Origin of the sequence: Mycolicibacterium aubagnense, assembly GCF_010730955.1 — a bacterium.
Classification (GTDB): Bacteria; Actinomycetota; Actinomycetes; order Mycobacteriales; family Mycobacteriaceae; genus Mycobacterium; species Mycobacterium aubagnense.
In genome coordinates this window covers 4,103,333-4,119,542 of the sequence record NZ_AP022577.1, presented here as the reverse complement: position 1 = coordinate 4,119,542, position 16,210 = coordinate 4,103,333, and the positions used below count along the sequence as shown (strand labels likewise).

The window sequence follows — 16,210 nt, the reverse complement described above, 5'->3', positions numbered from 1 at the left end:
AGATCGCGTCGGCACGGCACGATGGGCAGGTGTCGGACCCCCACCATCGCATCCCGGCGGATGCGCTCCATCGCATCGACACCCTGCTGTCGCGCGTCGACGCCGACCTCGCGGCGCGGTTTCCGGGGGACGGCGCTGCCACCCAGCCGATACATACCGTCTATGTCAGCGCGGCCGACGCGACGCCCGACACTCCTGCTCAGTGGGGTCAGGCCGCGCTCGAACTGCTGGACCGGCACACGGAGGTCTTCACTGAGCTCGGCGACCACACCACCGTGGCGCTGGTGCGCGACCAGCTCGCCGAAGCGCCGATTGCCGACTTGCGGCTGGATTTCGAGGATGGCTACGGCCACCGTGGCGATGACGTGGAAGATCGTGACGCGGCACGAGCGGCGATGACCCTCCCCGCACTCGGGTTGAGCCACAACGGGATTCGCATCAAGGGACTGACCACGATGGAGCGCCGTCGGGCCCTGCGCACCCTCGAGTTGGTGCTCGACGCGGGCGCCATCGAAGGATTCGTCTTCACCGTGCCGAAACTGCGTGCGGCCGAACAGGTCACCGCGGCAGTCTGGCTGTGCGAGGCATTGGAGACCGCGCACGGTCTGGCCGATCACACGCTGCGCTTCGAGCTGCAGATCGAGAGCCCACAGGCGGTACTCGGCCCCGACGGGACCGCGACCCTCGCCCGCGCAATCCAATTGGCCGATCGCCGGTGCAGCGGATTGCATTACGGCACATACGATTACAGCGCGGCCTGCGGAATCGCCCCACAACATCAGGCGCTCGATCACCCCGTGGCCGACCACGCCAAGGCGGTGATGCAAACCGCCGCCGCGCAGACGGGGGTCTGGATCGCCGACGGCTCGACGCAGGTGGCCCCGATCGGCACCGAAGAGCAAGTGGTACAGGCGATCCGGCGCCACCATCGGCTCGTCACCCGATCACTCGAACGCGGTTTCTACCAGGGTTGGGACATGCACCCCGGTCACCTGGTGACACGGTGGCTGGCCACCTTCACCTTCTTCCGGGCCGCCATGTCCGCCGCGGCGCCACGGCTGCAGGCCTACCTGAACCGTAGCGGCGGCCCGATCGTCGACGAACCCGCGACCGCAGAGGCGTTGGCCGCGGTGGTGTTGCGCGGGCTGGACTGCGGCGCGTTCGGCGCCGACGACGTACTCGCGGTCGCGCCCGGCGCCACCGTCGAAGTGCTACGAAACCTCAAGAGCCGGAAGCTGTCATGACTGAATCATTGCCGGACTTCACCTGGCTGCCGGATCTCGCGCTACGGAGCCTCGGCGGGGCGGTGATCTGGGCGAACGACGAAGTGTTCGCCGAGAAAGAGAACCTCATCTCCCCCGGTCCCTCGGCATATCGGCCGGCATCGTTCGGGCACAAGGGGCAGGTATACGACGGGTGGGAGACCCGGCGACGCCGCGACGCCGGCCACGACACGGCAATCGTGCGACTCGGTGTCCCGGGCGTCATCCGCGGCGTGGTCGTGGACACGGCATGGTTCAAGGGCAACTACCCGCCGGCCGTCTCCGTCGACGCCATCGAGGTCGACGGGTACCCGACGGCCGAACAGCTGGCCGTCGACCCGGGCTGGGTACCGCTCATCGAGCGCTCGCGCGTATACGGGGACACCCGCAACAACTTCGAGGTCTCCTCGGAACAGCGATGGACGCACGTGCGCCTCAACATCTACCCGGACGGCGGGGTGGCACGACTGCGGGTGCACGGAGAAGGCCGCCCGGACAAGCGATTCCTCGGCGTCGGCCCGGTGGACCTGGCGGCGCTGGAGAACGGCGGCCTGGTGCTGGACTGCTCGAATCGCTTCTACAGCTCGCCGCAGAATCTGATCTTCCCCGGCCAAGCACAAGTGATGGGCGATGGCTGGGAAACCGCTCGCCGCCGCGACGACGCCAACGACTGGGTGCGCATCCGGCTGGCCGGACCGGGCCGGGTGCGGCTCGCCGAGATCGACACGTCCTACTTCATCGGGAACAGCCCCGGGGCCGCGGCACTGACCGCATTGCGCGCCGACGGACAGTGGATCGAACTACTGCCCCGCACCGAGCTGCTGCCCGACACCCGGCACCGTTTCCTCATCGACGTCGGCGACGTGGTGTCCGAGGCACGACTGGACATCTATCCGGACGGAGGGTTGGCCCGATTGCGCCTGTTCGGGGAACTCGCGTGAGCTACCCACGCGACCTGGTGGGCTATGGCCGCACCCCGCCGGACCCGCAGTGGCCCGGGGATGCGGCCATTGCCGTGCAGTTCGTCCTCAACTATGAAGAGGGCGGCGAGAGGAACGTGCTCGACGGGGATCCGGCCTCGGAGACTTTCCTGTCTGAGATCACCCCGGCCGACGCGTTCCCCAACCGACATATGAGCATGGAGTCGCTCTACGAGTACGGCTCACGAGCCGGATTGTGGCGGATACTAAGGCTTTTCGAACGGCGGGATATCCCGCTGACCATCTTCGCGGTGGCGCGGGCCCTCCAGCGCAACCCGGAAGCATTGGCCGCGTTCGGCGAACTCGGACACGAGATCGCCTGTCACGGTCTGCGGTGGACGTCCTACCAGCTGACTGATCGCGACACCGAACGCCAGCACATGGCCGAGGCGGTACGGATCCTGACCGAACTCACCGGCGCCGCGCCACTGGGCTGGTACACCGGCCGGGACTCACCGCACACTCGGGAGCTGGTCGTCGAACACGGCGGGTTCGTGTACGACTCGGACTCCTACGCCGACGATCTGCCGTACTGGGTGCGGGTGGCGGACACCGACCATCTTGTGGTGCCGTACACCCTTGATACCAACGACATGCGCTTCGCTTCTCCCGCAGGCTTTTCCAACGGCGACGAGTTCTTCGCTCATCTCCGGGACGCGTTCGACGTGCTCTACGCCGAAGGTGTGGGCGGCAGCCCGAAGATGCTCTCGATCGGGTTGCACTGCCGCTTGGTCGGCCGACCGGCCCGCAGCGCCGCGCTGGAACGATTCCTCGACCACGTGCAGCGTCATGAACGGGTGTGGCTGGCCCGGCGCATCGACATCGCCGAGCACTGGCGTGCCGTGCACCCGGCCGGCTAGCCTTCGCGCCGGACGGTGTACTGCTTCGCCGGCGGCGTCGCGAACTCGCCACGCTTACCGGTGCGCAGACCCATCCGCACCAGCGCCTGCACCGTCAATGTCGCGGCGCTGACCCCGTCGACCACCGGCACCCCGAGTTCGGCGGTGATCGCCGCGCACATGTCGGCCATGCCCGCACACCCCAGCACGACGACATCGGAACCGTCGACCTCCAACGCCTCCCGGCAGGCCTCGGTGATGACCTTGCGGGCCGTCGGGTCGGTCTCCAGGTCGAGCACCGGAATGTCGCAGGCGTGGATACCCATGCAGAACCGTTGCATCCCATAGCGTTCCGCCAGATCGGCGGCGCGGCCCATGGTGCGCGACAGCGTCGTCACCACAGAGAAGCCCCGGCCGAGGTGGCTGGCCGTCTGCATGGCGGCCTCGGCGATGCCGATGACCGGCCCGGCCGCGACCTCCCGAGCCGCGTCCAGCCCCGGATCACCGAAGCACGCGATCACATACCCGTCGACCCCGGCATCCTCACCATGCCGGATCGCCTCGAGCAGACCCGGCACGCTCATCGCCTCGTCGTAGTGGCTTTCGATCGAAGGTGGACCGTATTCGGACGTCACGGCGACGACATCGACGCCGGGACCGGCCAACGCCTGTGCGCAGCGGCCGATCCCGGCAGTCATCGATTCTGTGGTGTTCGGGTTGATCACCCAAATCCGGGTCACGACACCGACTCGGCGACGAACCGGTCGCGGACAGCCAGTACCCGGTAGAGGCTGAGTGCGACGCCGCAGCCGATGAACCAGCTGTACTGAGCCGCGGTGTGCATGCCGTACACACTGCCCGCCAGTAGCACCGGAAGCGCCGCGAGAAGCGCGCCGGCAACGGTGGCGATGACCGCGACCTTGTTGTAGCCGCCTGCGTACCAGTACTTTCCGGACTCGGCCATGGTGAACAAGTCGTCGACGATCACCTTCTGCTTGCGCACCAGGTAGAAGTCGGCGAGCAGCACGCCGAACAGTGGGCCGATGAAGGCGCCCAGGGTCTCCAGCGTGTAGTGGATCACCTCCGGGTTGTTGTAGAGATTCCACGGGGTGATCAGGACCGAGCCGACCGCGGCGATCATGCCGCCGGCACGCCAGCTGATGCGCTGCGGGCTGACGTTGGAGAAGTCGAACGCCGGGCTGATGAAGTTGGCGACGATATTGATGCCGATGGTGGCGATGGTGAAGGTCAACGCGCCCAACACGATTGCGAAGGTGCTGTCGATGCGCGCCACGGTTTGCACGGGGTCGGTGAGCAGTTCGCCGAACACCGGCAGCGTCAGCGACGCGGTGACCACGACCAGCACCGAGAACACCAGGAAGTTGACCGGCAGCCCGAGGAGGTTGCCCTTTTTGACCGCGGCGAACGACTTGCCGTAGCGGGAGAAGTCGCCGAAGTTGAGCATCGGACCGGAGAAGTAGGACACCACCAACGCTATCGCGCCGAGCATCACCGGAATCGAATCGAGGCCGGTGTACGTGACCGCGCCGAGGTTGAGATCGATTGCGCCCCAGCCGGCTTTGTAGATGAGGTAGCCACACAGGATGAACATGACGACGTAGACGGCGGGCCCACAGAAGTCGATGAACCTGCGGATGGCCTCCATGCCACGCCAGAAGACACAGGCCTGCAACACCCACAGCAGCAGGAAGCTGGCCCAGCCCAGTAGCGGCAAACCGAGGAAGCCGTGGGTGCCGAGGTCTGCGTAAGGGGCCAGTCCCGGGAACAGCTTGAGCAGAACGACATCCAGGGCCGCCGACGCCAAGTAGGTCTGGATGCCGTACCAAGCCACCGCGATCAGACCACGGATGACGGCCGGGATGTTCGCCCCCAGCACGCCGAACGCGGTGCGACAGATCACCGGATACGGCACGCCGGCAGCCTGGCTCGGCTTGGCGACCAGGTTGCACAGGAAGTAGACGAGGGTGATGCCGATCAGCAGCGCCACCAGCACCTGCCAACTGGCCAGGCCCAGCGCGAACAAGCTGCCCGCGGTCACGTAGCCGCCGACGCTGTGCACGTCGGACATCCAGAACGCGAAGATGTTGTAGGAACCCCAGCTCTGCTTGCCCAGCGGGGCCAGGTCCTCGTTGGTCAATCGCGGGTCGTAGTCCGGTTTGATGACGCCGCCACCGATCGGGTGGCCGGCGGCCTCGACGATGTCACCTGCGCCGACCACCGCGCCTGGTGGGGTGACGTCCTTGGGAACGAGGGTGTCGGTCATGCTCGTAAACGCTAAGAATGCAACGTTTCCCTGCTGTTTCCCCGGGGATATGCGGCAATTGCGAAAAAGATATATCCCGTTGCTAGGCCAGCAGTCCCGTGTCGGTCGGCAGTGTGGCGATCACCGCGTTGAGCCGGACGGCATGGTTTTCCGAGACGGTGACCAGGCGCTCCGCATCACCAGTGACGAAGGCGTCGACCATCGCGCAATGATCAGCGTGCAGGTCCGCCCGATCGTCACGGCTGACATGCACCATGGACTGCACGGGTTCGGTGACATTCCACGCCGCCTCCAGCATGTGCAGCAGCCGATACATACGCGACGGTCGGGTGAGAGCGGCATGCAGCTCCCGGCTCTGCCGGTGGTAGGCGCCCGCGTCGTCGTCGTGGATCGCCTGCTGCAGCCTGACGTTGACCGCGACCGCCGCCGCGCGGTCGGCATCGGTGGCGTTGGCCACGGCGACAGCGAGCGACGCCGACTCCAAAGCCTCACGCACGATGTACATTTCGCGTAGTTCCTGCGGGGTCAACAGCGCCACGGTGTAGCCGAAATTGAGCCGGTGCGCCACCAGCCCCTCCCCGATGAGCGTCTTCAGCGCCTCCCGCACCGGAATCTGGCTGACGCCGAACACGTCCGCCACCTCAGCCAACGGGATCGGCGTACCGGGCGGCACCCCGCCGTCGAGGACCGCACGGCGCAGTTCGGTCAGCACCCCCTGCTGTGACGGTGCGGTCCGATCCGCCACCAGCTGTCCGAGCAGGACAGAACGCCGATGGGGCCGCATACCTGCAGAGTAGGTCGCCGTTGTTGCCGGTCCCGTTTCAGTGACGTTTCGACGCCGTTAGCGGAGTCACGTGTTCAGCACGGCGTGAGCGGCGTTGTAACCGGGGATGAAGTTGACGGCAGGGCCACCGTGACAGCCGGCGCCGCCCAGGTAGACGCCCTGTACCGGCAGCTCCTGGTCGAGGTAGCCCCGCGGACCGGGCCGGTTGGGCCCCATCTGTTCGGGGTGGATCAGGCCATGGCAGTAGTCGCCGCCGGGAGCGCCGAACATCCGGTCCATGTGTCGCGGCGTGAACGTCGTGTGCCGCAGGATCAGCTTCTCGAAGTTGGGCGCCACGCGGGTGATCTTGTCGATAACCCGTTGTCCCATCTCACGTTTCATCGCGCCGTAGTCGCCGCCACCCTCGATCGGGAACCAGAGCGCGAACGCCGACGACGCATGCTTGCCCGGTGGTGCCAGCTCGGGATCCAGGACCGACGGAATCTGCCAGGCGACGGACGGATCGGCCGGCACGACACCCCGGCGGCTGTCCTCCCACTGTTGCTGCAGCTCCTCGGGAGTACTGAAAAGTCCTATGGTGCCCTGCAATTCGGGGTTGTTCAGGATCTCGTAGGGTTCGGCGAACTCAGGGGTGCCGTCGAGCGCGAAGTGCATCTGCAGATAACTGCCACGATGGTCGACACGGGTGTACCGGGCCCGCACGTCGTCGGGCACGGCGCCGCCGAGCAGCCGGTCCACCGTCACCGACGGCGCGAGCGACGAAACCACCACGGGTGCAGTGATTTCGGTGCCGTCGTCCAACCGGACGCCGGTGACCCGGCCGTCGGCAACAGTGATGGCCGCGACCGCACTGCGTAACCGGACCTCACCGCCGTGGGCGACAAACGTGTCCTCGAGGTGCTTGGCCAGTGCGCCGATGCCGCCCTTGAGCTTTCGCATCAGCGACGCACCGTCGGTGGGGACGGCGAGCCCGAAGGCCAGCGCGGCCGCGCTGCCCGGGGTGGCCGGCCCGCGGTAGGTGGAGTTGCACGCCAGCACCGACAGCATGCCGCGGATGGCACCGTGCTTGTCCTTGTCCGGCAAGTAGCGGTCGAGGACGTCGGTCACCGAGCCGAACAGCATGTCGGTGATGGCTGACCGCTCGAATTCGTTTGTGGCGCAGGCATACATCTCGTCGTAGGTCTTGGGCGGGAGTCCGGCATCAAACCGGCCGAGGGCTCGCGCCGGCGCCATACTCCAGGCCATCAGCCCGGCCATGCCGTTGACGGCTTCGGCGCCGTGCACCTCGTTCATGTGAGTGAGCAGCTTCATGGGATCGGAGTAGAAGAGCAACGGTTCGTCGCCGATGCCGCGCACGTTCACCGACATGACTTCCTGCTCGACGCTCGGCACCTGGTCCAGGCCCAGCTCCTGGCTCACCTTGAGAGAGGTCGGGAACTGCTCAGACCCGGCGATCTCGAACTTGAAGCCGTCGAACAGCTCGACGGTCGAGGCCATGCCGCCGGAGTACAGCTTGGCTTCCAGACACAGTGTGCGTAGGCCGGCTTTCTGCAGCATCACCGCCGAAGCCAGCCCGTTGTGCCCCGCTCCCACCACGATTGCGTCGAATTGCGCCATGACCGCAGACTGGCACCGTCAGGTCAGTTATGTCAATAGTGACAAAACTTTGACGGGCAAGAGTTCAGACCGCCCCGGCGGCGAGCTGATCCAGCGCCTGGTGGCACATGCGCGCCAGATCAGCCAGCGACCGTTCCGCGCCCAGCATCCACACCTCCATCGCGCCGAACACCGCGGCGGCGATGGTCCGCGAGGTCACCGCGATGCGCAGCCGGTCATCCGATCCGCCGCACCGCGCCAGGTGCTCGGCGATGGCATCGGCGAAGTCCGCCTCAACCTGCCGGATGTGGCTGACGATCCGCTCGGCGTCGAGTTCCTGTTCCCGGAGCGCGGCGATCTTGGTGACGGCGCCAAAGTCATACGGGAAAGCAAAGATTGCGGCCTGCACCGCTACCAGCACCGGTTCGTCGGCAGGCCGTCCGGCCAGCGCGGTGCGGAACCAGTGCAGGCCCGCGTCGTAGTCGGCGAACAGCAGCTCGTGTTTGGACGTGAAATGCCGGTAGAACGTGCGCAGCGACACCCCCGCATCCGCGGCGATCTCCTCGGCCGTGGTGCCCTCCACGCCCTGCGCGAGAAAGCGGACCAACGCCGCCTGCTGCAACGCCTCACGCGTGCGCTCACTACGAACGGTCTGCGGGGGCCGAGGCATCCCAGTACCGTACCGCAGAATGTTTTGTCATGATTGACAAAACATTTCGCGGCGAGCAGACTCCGCTGGCATGGTCTCGCTCATCGTCCACGCCCTGCTCGGACTGATCACCATCGCGTTCATCGTCAAGCTCAATCCGGCCGTCTTCCGCAAGCCCGCCGGCGGGCCCGCGTTCTCGGCGCTCGAAGCGGCCTACTACGTGATCGGCATCGCCTCGATAGCGCTCGGCTACTACTTCAACACCAAGTTCGTCATGGCTTACCAACCGCCCGATGGCAATCCGATCACTGGGCCGGGCAGCTGGTCGGACTACATCCGCCTGATGTTCGTCAACCCCGCGGCGTCCTCGGCCGGCCAGGACTACACCATCATCAACGTCATCCTGCTGCCGTTGTTCAGCATTGCCGACGGCCTGCGGCGCGGCATCCGGCAGCCCTGGCTGTTCTTCGTCAGCAGCCTGTTCACCAGTTGCGCCTTCGCGCTGGCGTTCTACTTCGCCGTCATCGCGCGGCAGCAGCGGCATCAGGGCGCGGCCGACAACATCAGGAGTTCTGCGACAATCCCGGGGTGACACCACCGGGGATGGTCGCCCGCCTGCGGCCCTACGCCTCCACGATCTTCGCCGAGATGTCGGCGCTGGCCGCGCGCGTCGGCGCAGTCAATCTCGGCCAGGGTTTTCCCGACGAAGACGGCCCGGCGCCGATGCTCGCAGTGGCGCAACAGGCCATCGCGGATGGCGTCAACCAATACCCGCCCGGCCCGGGCATACCCGAGCTGCGCCAGGCCATCGCCGCCCAGCGCAAGCGGCACTACGGCATCGACTACGACCCGGACACCGAAGTGCTGGTCACGGTCGGCGGTACCGAAGCCATCGCCGCGGCGGTGATCGGGCTGGTCGAGCCGGGCAGCGAGGTACTGATCATCGCACCGTTCTACGACTCCTACTCCCCGGTGATCGCGATGGCCGGCTGCCACCGGGTCGTCGTCCCGCTCGCGCCGGACAACCACAGTTTCGCCATCGACATCGACCGGCTCCGCGCCGCGATCACGCCGCGGACCCGCGCCCTGATCCTCAACTCACCGCACAACCCGACAGGCATGGTCGCCAGCCACGACGAGCTGACGGCCATCGCGGCGCTCGCCATCGAGCATGACCTGGTGGTGATCACCGACGAGGTCTACGAGCAGCTGACGTTCGACGGCCATCAGCACCGGCCGCTCGCCGGCTATCCCGGCATGGCCGAGCGCACCGTCACCATCTCCAGCGCCGCGAAGATGTTCAACTGCACCGGGTGGAAAATCGGGTGGGCCTGCGGACCCGCCGACCTGATCGCCGGAGTCCGCGCCGCCAAGCAATACCTGACGTATGTCGGCGGCGCGCCGTTCCAGCCCGCCGTCGCGCACGCACTCGACCACGAGGACGCCTGGGTCGATGCACTGCGCACGGCGTACCGCGGCAAGCGGGACCGGCTGGCCGGTGCCCTGACCGAGATCGGCTTCGATGTGCACGACAGCTTCGGCACCTACTTCCTGTGCGCCGACCCCCGGCCCCTGGGGTACGACGACAGCACCGCGTTCTGCGCGGGGCTGCCCGAGCGGGTCGGCGTCGCGGCCATTCCCATGTCGGCGTTCCTGGACTTGAACGCCCCCGATGCCACAGCTTCCAACGGTTGGAATCACTTGGTGCGCTTCGCCTTCTGCAAACGCGACGACACCCTGGACGAGGCGATCAGCCGGCTCCGCACCCTGTGATTTGTGCACGAAAATCCGCGCCCACCGCGGAAATTCGTGCACAAATCACTACTGGCTAGCCGTAGAGACGAGTCACCCGGGCCCGCAGCCGGTCAACCGCAGCATCGAGCACCAGTTTGCGGGCCCGGCGCAAGAGGAACTCGGGAATGGGGGCAACCAGGTCCACTATGATGTCGAACCGCACCCGGGTCCGATCGCCCTCACGAGTCAATTTGTATTCGGCATGTTGGCCACGCTGTTGGAAGGTATCGGCCGCGTCCCACACCATCCAGTCATCACCCCAGTGGTACTCCAGGAGTTCCTTGTCGGTGATGCCCATGATCTTCACGGTGGCTTTGACGTGGTGTGGACGACCGTCGGGATATCGATCCAGTACCTGCAATTGCCGGTGCAAGCTGCGCCATTGCGACGCCTCGTCCATATCGGCCAGCGCATCCATGATGGCTTCGGGCGAGGCGTCGATCACCAGCTCTCGGGACGCCATAACTGCCATATGAGCAAATTTAGTCCTCTATACCGGCCACGGATAGAGAATGCGCCAGCTAACTTCCGAACTGTTACCAACCGACTTCCGCGATCGGTGTGGTCTGCTGCGGCGGGGCACCGACGGGACCCGACGGGGTCCGGGAAAACCGCGGCGCCGGGGCAGCCTGGTCGACACCGTCGACGGTGACGATCGTCGACCTGGCCCGCAGGTGGTCGCCGGCCGCCGCCTCGGTCCAGGTGAGCACGGGAGTGACGCAGGCGTCGCTCCCAGCAAACGTCGCGGTCCACTCGGCACGGGTCCGGCTCGCGAAGCGGGCAGCAAAGATGTCGCGCATCTCGTCGTACCGTGCGAGGTCGAATTGGTTGGGCACCTCGGCCGGATCCAGACCGAGGCCGACAAGTAGCTGAGCGAAGAATTGCGGCTCGATCGAGCCGACCGCCATGTAGCCGCCGTCGGAGGTCTCGTAGACGCGGTAGTACGGGGCGCCGCCGTCCAGGAGGAACGACTCGCGCTGGTCCTTCATCACGCCGGTGGACTTCATGGTCCACATCATCTGGGCCAGCATGCTGACGCCGTCGACCATCGCCGCGTCGACCACCTGGCCGCGGCCGGACTGTTCGCGTTCGTACAGCGCCGTCACGATGCCGATGAGCACCAGCATGGAACCGCCACCGAAGTCGGCGACCAGATTCAGGGGTGCCACCGGTGGCCGGTCGCGGTAGCCGATGGCCGACAGCGCGCCGGTCTGCGACAGGTAGTTGATGTCGTGGCCCGCCGTCTGGGCCAACGGCCCGTCCTGCCCCCAGCCGGTGATCCGGGCGAAGATCAGGCGGGGGTTGACGGCCTCACAGTCGGCCGGACCGATCCCGAGGCGCTCGCAGGTGCCGGGACGGAAACAGTCAAGCAGCACATCGGCTTTCGCGGCCAGTGCGAGCAGCGCGTCCGGGTCTGACTTGACGTCCAGGTCGACAATCCGCTTGCCGCGGTGCAGTAGGTCGACATTCTCGGCCGGCATGGTCAGCCCACCAGGACGACGGACCCGCACCACGTCGGCGCCGAGGTCGGCCAGCATCATGGCGGCGTGCGGCCCGGGGCCGATCCCGCCGAGCTCGATCACCTTGACTCCGGCCAGTGGCCCCGCATTCGTCATCCCGCGACGTTAGCCCATGGGTCGAAGCAGCTGAATCCCGGTGTGCGTCAGCCCTTCTTGTTCTTGGCCATGAACTTTTTCAGCCCCTCGGTGGCCGTCTCGGCGCCACCGCTGACGCTGCGCTTCAGCAGGAAGCCCGGGATCGGCACCACCGGGTCGACGGTGATCTCGAACTTCACCTTGGTCTTGTCGCCGGCCGGGGTCAGTGTGTAACGCGCTTCCTGCTTCTTGAGCGACGACGAGCGGATCAGCACCCAGCTGCCCGTCAGGTCGGTCCAGGTGTACTCGAGGATCTGATCGTCGGCCATGCCGGCCGCCTTGATGGTCATCTTGGCCTGCTTCGGCCGACCGTTTTCGTAGGTGTCGAGGACCTCGGCCTTGGTGTACTGCGGTGACCACACGGGTGTCTGCGCAAGGTCTGCGATGACGTCCATGATCTCTTCAGGGGTTGCCTCGATGGTCACTTCGTGCGACGCGCTGACTGCCATGGCGCGACCATAGACCACGAGGCCACGCGCCGTGACCGGGATGGTGCAACCAGCGGGACGATCCGGTTAGTGAACGCCGGCCTGGATCTTCGTGGCGATGTCAGCGGCCGCCGTCACCGGCGCCTTGGGGGTGCATGCCTCGACGTCGATGATCAGGTTCGAGACCAGCTGCAAAACATGTTGGCACCAACGGGTTTCGGGCCCGGTGCCCCGGGTGATCGGCATCGCCAGCTTGGTGTCGGTGCGCTCCAAGTCGCCGGACAGCCACTTCGGCAGCGGCTTGTCGTTGAGCCGGATGTTGACGTGATGGTTGGTGCACTTGGCCCACCGCTCAGCCGACCGGTTGAAGAGGTCGCGAGCCGACTGGGACGTCGGGAAGTAAACGACCGACTGTGCGGCCAGGTAGTCCCACTGATCGGTGTCGGGGACCCGCAGCGTCTGACGCCGCACGGCCGTCCAGTCTTGGCCGCTCTTGGCGTCCTTACCGTCCTTCGAGTAGATGGCGGACTCGGCGATCTGCCAGACACCGAGGCAGTTCAGGTTCGGCAGCAGGTTGTGGTTGTCGTCCATGCCGTCATTCGGCGGACGCCCCACCATGCCGGTGGTACCCATCGTCTTGTTCAGCTCGTCCGGGGTCAGCAGCAGGTTGTCGATGCTGGACTCGGCAACCACAGACGGGGTGGCGGGCTTCGGTGTGCCGTTATTGCCGCCGCAGGCGGCCAGCGTCAGGCACAGCACGGCGACGCCGAAAGCGTGTCGCTTCACGGGTTCCTTATTTAGGGGTGTGCGGTCAGGCGTGAGTGCCGGCCGCGGCGCAGCCGCGCTGGACCGCCTCGGCATTGGTGTTGACCTCGGTCGCTGTGCTGTCCAGGGTCGAGCCCGTCATCCCGATGCCCATCTTGACGAACAACTTGGCGGCACCGACTGACCACGACCGCATCGGGTCGGCAATCTCCGGCGACAGGCCCGGGGTGTTTGCGGCGTCCATGGCGACCTTCGCCGACGTCTGCAAGCTGGACCGGCCCGCCGCGTTGCTCTGACCGATGTACGGGTCGTTGTTCTCCAGGTCGTCGGCGAAGGCGCCATAGCCGTCGGCCGCGTTGTCGAGCGCAGACGCGAACTGCGAACACGCGGCGACGGCGGCCGGATCGGCGCCCGCCGAGGTGACACCGGTCGACTGCACCGAGGCACTGGCATCCACCGGGGCTGGGGCATCGGGGTCGGCCTCGGCCGAGGGCTGCCCAAATACCCCGGCGCCCAAGACGATTGCGCCCGCTGCCGCGAACCTCATCCAGGCGTGTGAAGACTTCACCGTTTCCTCCAAGTCATTCGCGCCGCGTCCACCAGAGACATTGTGCCCGCCTGGTTATGACGGACGCTTGGCGTTCGACGTTCCCACGGTCGGGCGTGTAGATGGCCAATTGGTTAACAGAAACCAAACTGACGATTTCCAGTCACAGTCGGTTACATGGCATGCCAAGATGAATGACCCAGATCACACTGCCTGATCAGGGCGTTCAGTAGTCACCGACCACGACAAATACCTCCACCAATACACGCGTATTTGCCAGTCGCCCACTGGTTGATAACGGAGGGGCAAGTTTTTGCGGTCCGTTAACCGTCCGGCAACCCGTCCATTAGATGCTCCGCAGCGACACAAATTCAGCAACTACAGCGATCACAGGAACGCTGTAACTCCCAAATAACGAGAGGCGCGCACATCACCATGTCGAACCGTATTGCCATGTTGGCAGCCCTTTGCGTGGTGCTACCGGTCGGCACCGCGCCGTTGGCCTTGGCCGACCCGCCGGCCGAACCCGTCGTGCAGACCGCCGGTGACCCCGGCCCGCCGCCCCCCGGGGTGGGCGCCGTTCCGTCCGGTCCGGCCGGTGTCCTGGACACCCCCGACGGCTGGCACCTGCAGGTCATCGGCACCAACGAGACCCAGCTTCCGGTCGCCCCGCTGACCACCGCCATCACCTCGCGTGAGTACTGGGTGGCGGGCACCTTCACCGGCTCCATCACCGGCGGCGGCAAGACCAAGCTCACCGGCGGCACGTTGGAAGCCGGCGAGCAGATCGGCTGCGGCATCATCAACGATGAAGAAGAGATCAACCCCGGTGCGTCCTTCACCCCGGGTATCGGTCTGACCGGCCCGACGTGGCAGGCCGGTCTGAGCTTGCAGGGCAAGATTTACCTCAAGCCCGGCACCGTGACGACCGTGGCGATCGACAAGAAGTCCTTCAAGGGCACCTCGACCCGCATCAGCATCACCGGTGTGCGGATCAAGACCGACCAGTGCGCCGGCCAGTCCTTCATCCGCTCGTACGCCACGCTGACGAGCTCCACGGACAACACCGACGACGTGATCACCTACCTGGGCGTCACCAAGTCCGTCTAAGCAGCGATCCAGTTCGTTGCAGTCCAAACACCTCCAACCAAACCTGAACTGATGAAGGGCTTGCCACCACCATGTTGAAACGTTCCGCTGTAATGGCCGCAGCGTGCATGCTGCTGCCGGCAATCGCTGCGCCGGCCGCCATGGCCGACCCCGACGGCCCGCCGGTGGACACCGGCGTCGTCGCCTCCGACGATCCGGCCACCGTCACCTCGCCCGACGGCTGGGTCCTGACCGTCAAGGCCGACAATGAGACCGAACTGCCGATCGCGCCGCTCACCACCGCCGTGTCCTCCCGCGAATACCTCGTCGGCGGCACCTTCTCCGGCACCGTCACCGGTGGCGGCAAGACCAAGCTCACCGGCGGCACGCTGGAGGCCGGCTACCAGATCGGCTGCGGCATCGAGCTCGGCCAGATCCGTCTGATCGGCCAGGCCGGTGTCACCACCGGTAGCGCCAACCTGTTCACCGGCGCCATCCCGACCAGCGTCACCTTCCCGCTGTCGGGCACCCTGGAAATCCACCCGAAGCCGGGCACGGTGACCCAGGTGCCGGTCGACAAGAAGACCTTCAAGTCGGCGCCGGTGCGCGTCACCCTGAAGGACACCCACATCAAGGTTGACGGCTGTGTCGGCCAGTCGTTCCTGCGGTCCTACGCGGTGCTCACCAGCTCCACCACCGACACCGACGACATCGTGGCGTACTACGGCATCACCAAGTCGGTCTAATGATCGGCAGCAAATTGATGGGCAAAGCCGCGGCGGTGGGCGTGATCGCCACCGCGGCGTCCATCGCCTTCGCCGGCGCGGCTTCCGCGGACTGGAATGACCCGATTCCGACGCCAGGTCACGATGACAAGACGGATGGGATCGCGGCACAGGCGGCCGCGGTCCTGGGTCCGGCACCCATGGCAGATGCCCAGGTGCCGGTCCTCGGCGCTCCGCTGGGTCCCGAGGGTCTGAACCTCCTCGGGCAACGCACCAGCAACACCGATCCGACGATCAATCCGAACGCCGGCCTGCTGGGTGTCCCGACCAGTACGTCAGGTCTGACGGCCAACACCGTGCTGGGCCAGAACGCGGCGCCGTCGAAGCCGGGCGCCGACCCCGGCGCGGTGCCGAACCTCAACCCGTTCAACAACGCCTACGGCGTGCAGCAATGCATCAAGCCGTCGGCACCCGGTAAGTGCGAGGAATTCGGCGTCGACCCCGGCCAGGAGAACGCCGACAGCAGCCCGCACCAGTGGCTCAACCGGTTCGTCGACATGTACCACGACGGCCGCCTGCGGGGTGGGTCGCTGAGCCAGTGGAATCAGCAACAGCTGGGCGAAGCGCTCCCGGGCACTGCGCCCCCACCGGGGACCAACATCCCGCCGGGGCTGGCGCAGTACTACGAGCCGCCAGACCCCCCGGTTGCACCGGGAGCACCGGTGCCGCCGCCTGCACCGGCACCGGCTAACTGAACAAACGATTTGGGCCCGTCAACTCCGGTTGACGGGCCCAAATCGTCTGTGCCACCTG

18 protein-coding genes are annotated in these 16,210 nt (G+C 66.3%); 8 read left to right on the top strand and 10 right to left on the bottom strand.

Features of this window, described 5'->3' with window-relative positions:
• The first annotated feature begins 29 nt into the window (after positions 1-29).
• Genes G6N59_RS19740 through puuE form a run of 3 tightly spaced genes read left to right on the top strand, consistent with a single transcriptional unit; the run spans position 30 to position 3,102 of the window.
• Positions 30-1,244, top strand: coding sequence for a DUF6986 family protein (locus G6N59_RS19740; RefSeq protein ID WP_138228521.1), 1,215 nt, complete (start codon positions 30-32; stop codon positions 1,242-1,244).
• Positions 1,241-2,203 carry an allantoicase gene (gene alc / locus G6N59_RS19735; RefSeq protein ID WP_138228520.1) on the top strand — a complete coding sequence of 321 codons (963 nt, stop codon included), beginning with the start codon at positions 1,241-1,243 and terminating at the stop codon, positions 2,201-2,203. The genes G6N59_RS19740 and alc overlap by 4 nt, the downstream gene beginning before the upstream one ends.
• Complete coding sequence (gene puuE, locus G6N59_RS19730) at positions 2,200-3,102, top strand: allantoinase PuuE (protein WP_138228519.1); 903 nt, start codon at positions 2,200-2,202, stop codon at positions 3,100-3,102. The genes alc and puuE overlap by 4 nt, the downstream gene beginning before the upstream one ends.
• Here puuE and G6N59_RS19725 read toward each other — a convergent pair.
• The 5 genes from G6N59_RS19725 to G6N59_RS19705 form a co-directional block, all read right to left on the bottom strand.
• Positions 3,099-3,821, bottom strand: coding sequence for an aspartate/glutamate racemase family protein (locus tag G6N59_RS19725; RefSeq protein ID WP_138228518.1), 723 nt, complete (start codon positions 3,819-3,821; stop codon positions 3,099-3,101). The genes puuE and G6N59_RS19725 overlap by 4 nt on opposite strands.
• Entirely contained in the window at positions 3,818-5,365 is a 1,548-nt protein-coding gene (locus tag G6N59_RS19720) for an NCS1 family nucleobase:cation symporter-1 (RefSeq protein WP_138228517.1), read from the bottom strand. Before G6N59_RS19720 ends, G6N59_RS19725 begins: the two co-directional genes overlap by 4 nt.
• An 82-nt stretch (positions 5,366-5,447) precedes the next feature.
• Positions 5,448-6,149, bottom strand: a complete 702-nt coding sequence (locus tag G6N59_RS19715; protein WP_138228516.1) for a GntR family transcriptional regulator — start codon at positions 6,147-6,149, stop codon at positions 5,448-5,450.
• 66 nt (positions 6,150-6,215) lie between these two features.
• Positions 6,216-7,766 carry a phytoene desaturase family protein gene (locus tag G6N59_RS19710; protein WP_138228515.1) on the bottom strand — a complete coding sequence of 517 codons (1,551 nt, stop codon included), beginning with the start codon at positions 7,764-7,766 and terminating at the stop codon, positions 6,216-6,218.
• Positions 7,767-7,830: 64 nt separating this feature from the next.
• Entirely contained in the window at positions 7,831-8,415 is a 585-nt protein-coding gene (locus G6N59_RS19705) for a TetR/AcrR family transcriptional regulator (protein ID WP_138228514.1), read from the bottom strand.
• A 70-nt stretch (positions 8,416-8,485) separates the two neighbouring features.
• Between G6N59_RS19705 and G6N59_RS19700 the strand changes: the two genes are divergently transcribed.
• Together G6N59_RS19700 and G6N59_RS19695 are read left to right on the top strand one after the other, a co-directional pair.
• Complete coding sequence (locus G6N59_RS19700) at positions 8,486-8,986, top strand: DUF2834 domain-containing protein (protein WP_138228513.1); 501 nt, start codon at positions 8,486-8,488, stop codon at positions 8,984-8,986.
• A gap of 11 nt (positions 8,987-8,997) precedes the next feature.
• The gene (locus G6N59_RS19695; RefSeq protein WP_138228624.1) at positions 8,998-10,167 is read left to right on the top strand and encodes a pyridoxal phosphate-dependent aminotransferase; all 1,170 of its coding nucleotides are present in this window, start codon (positions 8,998-9,000) and stop codon (positions 10,165-10,167) included.
• Positions 10,168-10,222: 55 nt separating this feature from the next.
• Here the strand turns inward: G6N59_RS19695 and G6N59_RS19690 are convergent, their stop codons facing one another.
• The 5 genes from G6N59_RS19690 to G6N59_RS19670 all read right to left on the bottom strand — a co-directional run bounded on the left by G6N59_RS19690 (position 10,223) and on the right by G6N59_RS19670 (position 13,604).
• Complete coding sequence (locus G6N59_RS19690) at positions 10,223-10,660, bottom strand: SRPBCC family protein (protein ID WP_138228512.1); 438 nt, start codon at positions 10,658-10,660, stop codon at positions 10,223-10,225.
• Positions 10,661-10,724: 64 nt separating this feature from the next.
• Complete coding sequence (locus G6N59_RS19685) at positions 10,725-11,804, bottom strand: CaiB/BaiF CoA transferase family protein (RefSeq protein ID WP_138228511.1); 1,080 nt, start codon at positions 11,802-11,804, stop codon at positions 10,725-10,727.
• 47 nt (positions 11,805-11,851) lie between these two features.
• Complete coding sequence (locus G6N59_RS19680) at positions 11,852-12,292, bottom strand: SRPBCC family protein (protein ID WP_020098846.1); 441 nt, start codon at positions 12,290-12,292, stop codon at positions 11,852-11,854.
• A gap of 66 nt (positions 12,293-12,358) precedes the next feature.
• Positions 12,359-13,057, bottom strand: a complete 699-nt coding sequence (locus G6N59_RS19675) for a sensor domain-containing protein (RefSeq protein WP_234884053.1) — start codon at positions 13,055-13,057, stop codon at positions 12,359-12,361.
• Between the two features lie 25 nt (positions 13,058-13,082).
• On the bottom strand, positions 13,083-13,604 hold the full coding sequence (locus G6N59_RS19670; protein WP_234884052.1) for an Rv2240c family protein: 522 nt from the start codon (positions 13,602-13,604) through the stop codon (positions 13,083-13,085).
• A gap of 414 nt (positions 13,605-14,018) precedes the next feature.
• Between G6N59_RS19670 and G6N59_RS19665 the strand changes: the two genes are divergently transcribed.
• The 3 genes from G6N59_RS19665 to G6N59_RS19655 all read left to right on the top strand — a co-directional run bounded on the left by G6N59_RS19665 (position 14,019) and on the right by G6N59_RS19655 (position 16,152).
• On the top strand, positions 14,019-14,693 hold the full coding sequence (locus tag G6N59_RS19665) for an MspA family porin (RefSeq protein ID WP_138228509.1): 675 nt from the start codon (positions 14,019-14,021) through the stop codon (positions 14,691-14,693).
• Positions 14,694-14,764: 71 nt separating this feature from the next.
• Positions 14,765-15,418, top strand: a complete 654-nt coding sequence (locus tag G6N59_RS19660; protein ID WP_163911516.1) for an MspA family porin — start codon at positions 14,765-14,767, stop codon at positions 15,416-15,418.
• The gene (locus tag G6N59_RS19655) at positions 15,418-16,152 is read left to right on the top strand and encodes a hypothetical protein (RefSeq protein WP_234884050.1); all 735 of its coding nucleotides are present in this window, start codon (positions 15,418-15,420) and stop codon (positions 16,150-16,152) included. The genes G6N59_RS19660 and G6N59_RS19655 overlap by 1 nt, the downstream gene beginning before the upstream one ends.
• Positions 16,153-16,210 lie beyond the last annotated feature (58 nt).

Bases quoted from the DNA above. Each gene is read 5' to 3' on its own strand.
- alc (WP_138228520.1), top strand. From the start codon at position 1,241: ATGACTGAATCATTGCCGGACTTCACCTGGCTGCCGGATCTCGCGCTA.
- G6N59_RS19720 (WP_138228517.1), bottom strand. From the start codon at position 5,365: ATGACCGACACCCTCGTTCCCAAGGACGTCACCCCACCAGGCGCGGTG.
- G6N59_RS19715 (WP_138228516.1), bottom strand. From the start codon at position 6,149: ATGCGGCCCCATCGGCGTTCTGTCCTGCTCGGACAGCTGGTGGCGGAT.
- G6N59_RS19710 (WP_138228515.1), bottom strand. From the start codon at position 7,766: ATGGCGCAATTCGACGCAATCGTGGTGGGAGCGGGGCACAACGGGCTG.
- G6N59_RS19705 (WP_138228514.1), bottom strand. From the start codon at position 8,415: ATGCCTCGGCCCCCGCAGACCGTTCGTAGTGAGCGCACGCGTGAGGCG.
- G6N59_RS19700 (WP_138228513.1), top strand. From the start codon at position 8,486: ATGGTCTCGCTCATCGTCCACGCCCTGCTCGGACTGATCACCATCGCG.
- G6N59_RS19695 (WP_138228624.1), top strand. From the start codon at position 8,998: ATGGTCGCCCGCCTGCGGCCCTACGCCTCCACGATCTTCGCCGAGATG.
- G6N59_RS19690 (WP_138228512.1), bottom strand. From the start codon at position 10,660: ATGGCAGTTATGGCGTCCCGAGAGCTGGTGATCGACGCCTCGCCCGAA.
- G6N59_RS19685 (WP_138228511.1), bottom strand. From the start codon at position 11,804: ATGACGAATGCGGGGCCACTGGCCGGAGTCAAGGTGATCGAGCTCGGC.
- G6N59_RS19680 (WP_020098846.1), bottom strand. From the start codon at position 12,292: ATGGCAGTCAGCGCGTCGCACGAAGTGACCATCGAGGCAACCCCTGAA.
- G6N59_RS19665 (WP_138228509.1), top strand. From the start codon at position 14,019: ATGTCGAACCGTATTGCCATGTTGGCAGCCCTTTGCGTGGTGCTACCG.
- G6N59_RS19660 (WP_163911516.1), top strand. From the start codon at position 14,765: ATGTTGAAACGTTCCGCTGTAATGGCCGCAGCGTGCATGCTGCTGCCG.
- G6N59_RS19655 (WP_234884050.1), top strand. From the start codon at position 15,418: ATGATCGGCAGCAAATTGATGGGCAAAGCCGCGGCGGTGGGCGTGATC.